The organism is Mycobacterium sp. TH-M11, assembly GCF_057473725.1.
This window is the reverse complement of sequence record NZ_JBYCLD010000385.1, coordinates 1-4393: the sequence shown is the minus strand read 5'-3', so window position 1 is coordinate 4393 and position 4393 is coordinate 1. Positions and strand designations below refer to the sequence as shown.

The following is a 4393-nucleotide window of genomic DNA, read 5'->3' as shown; positions in this document are numbered from 1 at the left end:
CCATTTCCCGGCCAGCGTCGACTTGTTGTGCCCGAAGCGCCTCAAATCGCCCAACAACTCGACGTTGGCCTGTAAAAGCCATTGTTACTATTTTAGTCATTGCACGTCAACCGATAGCCGGAGGATGGCGCGGCGTCCGGGTGAATCGAGGTTCCGAATGACGGCTTCGCCAGTCGTTCTGCCCGATTTTGCGTTGTGGTGCAACGGTTTTCCCGACGAGATATTCACCGAGCTGAGGCGCCACCGGCCGCTGTTCCGCCATGGCCTGACGCCGGGCGTCGAGAAGACCGTCAAACGAGACTTCTGGATGACCACTAAACATCGGCACGCCGTGCGGCTGCATCGCGACTACGAGTCGTTCACTGCGGTCAACGGTCCGCTTATTCAGCCGGCCGACCTGTTTTCGTCATAGCCGACCATCATCACGCTCGATCCGCCCGAGCAGAACAAGCACCGCAAGCTCATCTCGAGTGCGTTCACGCCTCGGGCGATCGCCAAGCTCGAGGACGGCATTCGGGCGCGTGCGTCGCGCATGATCGACGACCTGATCCTTCGCGGCAGTGGCGACTGGATCGACGACGTCGCGGACCCGCTGCCGATGACCGTAATCGGCGACATCATCGGCATTCCGGAACAGGACCGGCCACGCATATTCGACGGCTTCGACACCATCCTGAAGGCTCAGTCCACCGGGAAGCCGATTGACACCGACGTATTCGCCTCCATCCTCGGTTACGCGATGGAACTCACCGCCGAGAAGCGGCGCAATCCAACCGACGACATCTGGAGCTTGCCTGGGCGCGATGCTGGCACGCGCGGAACTGCGCGCGGTGTTCGACGAACTCCTCGTGCGCGGGCACAGCTTCACACTCGGGCCGGCCAAGGTGACCTATCCGAACCTGACCACCAACATGTCGATCTACGACGAGGTGGCGATGACGTTGATCGCGCGCTAGCGGCTCAGTCGAGGATTCGCAGCGCGGCTTTCGGGCACTGGTCCACCGCGGCCGCCACGTCGATCTGCAAATGCTCCGGTATCTCGCCCTCGGCGACGTGCACCACATCGGACTTACCGATCTCAAAGATGTCCGGCGCCAACGACTCACAGAATCCGTTTGCCTCACACAATGATTCATCGACTACTACTCGCATACTCTGCTCCTTTCACAGTCCCTTGGGCCGAGTGCCGATAACGCCGGCCGCCGCGAGCCGTGCCAGATCTTCGTCGCTCAGCCCGCACCGATCACGCAGCACCTCGCCGTTGTGTTCACCGAGCGTAGGCGGCGGGAGCCTCAACCAGGAGCGCTGCCCGTCCAGCGGCGCGAAAGGTGGACGCGGGTAGCGGGCCGCGCCGGTGCGTGGATGGTTCAGCGTTTCCAGGAATCCTCGGTGGTTGAGCTGGTCGTTGTCGGTGACCAACGATGGCGACACCACCGGTGCGGCGGGAATCCCCACGGCGGCAAACGCATCCACCGTGGGGTCGAGCTTCTGACGGGCGAACCAGGGCTGCAGGTTCCGGTCGATCTCGTCGGCGTGGGCGCGCCGGCCTTCGACGGTGTCGAACTGACGGTCGTCGGCCCAGGCTGGCCGGCCCAGCAACTCGACCAGCGCCTGCCACTGCTGGTCGGTGCGCACGGTGACCGCGATCCAGTCGTCGTCGCCGCAGCAGCGGTAGAGGTTCTGAACGGCCCACCCGTGTCCGCGGTTGCCGCGACGGCTCAGGGTGACCCCGAATACTTCGAATTCCATCGGCTGGACGGCGGTCACGTTGAGCACCGTCTCGATCATCGGCAGTTCGACCAGCTGGCCCAGTCCGGTGCGATCGGCGAAGCACAGCGCGGCCGTCACCGCGAACGCCGCATGCACTCCGGCCAACGGATCGCACGCTCCGCGTGGCGGCACAGGCGGCCCGTCGGCGGAACCGGTGATCCACGCCAGCCCGGCGATCTGCTCCATGGTCGGCGCGAAGCCGACGCGGTCGCGCCACGGACCGTCCAGCCCGAAGGCGGGCATCCGGGCGATCACCAGCCGCGGGTTCATCGCCAGCAACGCATCAGCGGTTAGCCCGAAATGTTCCATCACCCGCGGGGAGAAGTTCTCGATCACGACGTCGGCGTCGGCGACTAATTCGCCGAACAGCCGACGCCCGTCTTCGGAACCCAAATCCAGTGTGACGGAGCGCTTGTTGGTGTTCATCGCGTGGAATACCCACCCGTATTCCCACCAGTCGTCGACGTCTTTGCGCATGCCGCCCGAGTACCGGATACCGTCGGGCCGCTGGATCGATTCCACCTTGACCACATCGGCGCCAAATGCCGCCAGCAGATGCGTCGCGGCGGGCCCGGCCCAGAATGCGGTCAGGTCGACGATCCGAAGACCATCGAACGGCAAGCTCGGAGCCGACGGCGGCTCCGGGTATCGGCGGGCCGGCCACGGAGCGATTCCGTCGGCCTCGCCGAGCGCGGGTGCGTCGCGCAGCGCCGCTGGCGCGCACACCGACATCAGCCATGGCGTACGCGGCTGGTGAAATCCCGCCGCGTTACCCACGAATACGCCGCGTTCGGTCGCATAGCCCGTGTCGCGGACCGTCGCGCCATTACCCAGCGCTGCGATCGGCAGGCGGAACAACTGGCCAAGCTCGACCACTTCGGCAACGGTGCGTTCGGCCAGCCACGGCCGAATCCGCTCGCGGATGAAGTCACGGTGCTGCCATCGACCGATCTGGAAGCTCAGCTGCGGATTCTCGGTCAGCTCAGGGCAGTCGACCATCGCCGCGAAATCCAACCACTGCTGCCCGGTGACCATCGTGATCCCGACGTAGCCGTCCTTGGCCGACTCGATCGACGGCACCTCGATGGTGCGGGTCACCGGCGGCGCCTTGAGTAGATGCGAATGCAGCCATTCGCCGCTTTGCATCAACGTGATTGCCTCCAGCAGCGACAGATCCAGATGTTCGCCGGGTCCACCGCGTTCGACACGGCGGTGCACCGCCAGCGCACCGAACGCGGCGAACACCCCGCCCATGTACTCCCCGAGGTCGCCGCCGATGGCGATCGGCGGTCCGGCCGGGTCGCCGCGGAAGCCGGTCAAGCCCGACCACGCCTGCAAGGTGAACTCACTGGCGGCGCGCTCGGCGTACGGGCCGGTCCAGCCGAAGTCGGAGATCGTGACGATAACCGCGCGGGGAAACTCTGCGAGCAGTCGCTGCGGGTCGATACCCCACGCGGCCGCCTGCGACCGGGTCCCCGTCACCACCATGACGTCGGCGCCGGCCAATTCGGCGTCGAGGTCGACTCCCGACCACGTCAGGCTGCGCTTACCGGCGTTGAGGAAACCGAACAGCGGAGAACTTGCGCCCTCGGCTATCTCCGACCCGCTGGCGCTGAACCGCCGCAGCCAATCTCCTTGCGGCGGTTCAACCTTCCGTACGTCCGCACCGGCATCGACCAAAAGCTTTCCGCAGTAACTACCCGCAACGCGGTCGCTGATCTCGACGACCCGGACGTCCGCCAGCGGTGTCGGTCGGCTGCCGTGCCCGTCGCTCAACCTGTGTCCTATCACGTTCGACCGCGCCGTTGACCAGCGCGGCTATTATGCCATTACTGCTAAAATTGCGGTATATGGAGTTCGCGGGTGCAGCGGCCGTGTCTCCGCCGTGAATCCGCTGCTGGAATCAGATGACTGCGCTGGGAATTGGCCCCGAGGCCCGACGTCGACTGTCGGCGCCGCGGATCGCCGAAATCGTCGCCGACGAGTTGCGGCGGCAGATCATCGACGGTGATTTGGCCGACGGCGATTTGCTGCCACGCCAGGAAGTGCTCGTCGAGCAGTTCAACGTCAGCCTGGTTTCGTTGCGAGAAGCGTTGCGAATTCTGGAGACCGAAGGGCTGGTCTCGGTAAGGCGCGGCAATCGCGGCGGCGCGATCGTGCACGCCCCGGCGAAGACCAGCGCCGCCTACATGTTAGGCCTTGTGTTGCAGAGCGAGTCGGTGGTCGTGGCCGACCTCGGCAGCGCGCTTCTGGAGCTCGAACCCGCCTGCGCCGCACTGGCCGCGCAACGGGGCGACCGCGCCAACACTATCGTCAAGGAGCTCAAAGAGCTCAACGACGCGATGGAGGCCCATCTGGAGGACGGGCCCGAATTCACCGAAATCGGGCGCAGATTCCACGATGCCATCGTGCACGGCTGTGGCAACAAAACGATCATCGCCGTTGTCGGGACCTTGGAGACGCTGTGGACCAGCCACGAACAGCAGTGGGCTGACGAGAGCGCCGCGAAGGGCACCTACCCGTCGCTGACCAAGCGCCGCGCCGTGCTCAACACCCACATCAAAATGTCTGAAATGATCGAGGCCGGCGACGTCGAACGGGCGCGTCGCGTAGCGGCCCGGCA

Annotated in this window: 3 protein-coding genes and 1 pseudogene; 2 read left to right on the top strand and 2 right to left on the bottom strand. The window is 65.2% G+C overall.

The features are described 5' to 3' along the window. The first annotated feature begins 157 nt into the window (after window positions 1–157). Window positions 158–956 (top strand): annotated as a pseudogene (locus tag AC2VOG_RS15255) (cytochrome P450 family protein). Window positions 957–960: 4 nt separating this feature from the next. On the opposite strand, the gene AC2VOG_RS15250 reads toward AC2VOG_RS15255, so the two are convergent. Together AC2VOG_RS15250 and AC2VOG_RS15245 are read right to left on the bottom strand one after the other, a co-directional pair. Continuing rightward, complete coding sequence (locus AC2VOG_RS15250; RefSeq protein ID WP_486940721.1) at window positions 961–1152, bottom strand: ferredoxin; 192 nt, start codon at window positions 1150–1152, stop codon at window positions 961–963. Window positions 1153–1164: 12 nt separating this feature from the next. After that, window positions 1165–3546: a CaiB/BaiF CoA-transferase family protein gene (locus tag AC2VOG_RS15245; protein ID WP_486940720.1), complete on the bottom strand. Its 2382-nt coding sequence runs from the start codon at window positions 3544–3546 to the stop codon at window positions 1165–1167. A 131-nt stretch (window positions 3547–3677) separates the two neighbouring features. Between AC2VOG_RS15245 and AC2VOG_RS15240 the strand changes: the two genes are divergently transcribed. Next, the coding region (locus AC2VOG_RS15240; protein ID WP_486940719.1) for a FadR/GntR family transcriptional regulator at window positions 3678–4393 on the top strand (716 nt) is incomplete at its 3' end.

Coding starts and splice junctions, on each gene's coding strand:
- AC2VOG_RS15250 (WP_486940721.1), bottom strand. CDS start 1,152: ATGCGAGTAGTAGTCGATGAATCATTGTGTGAGGCAAACGGATTCTGT.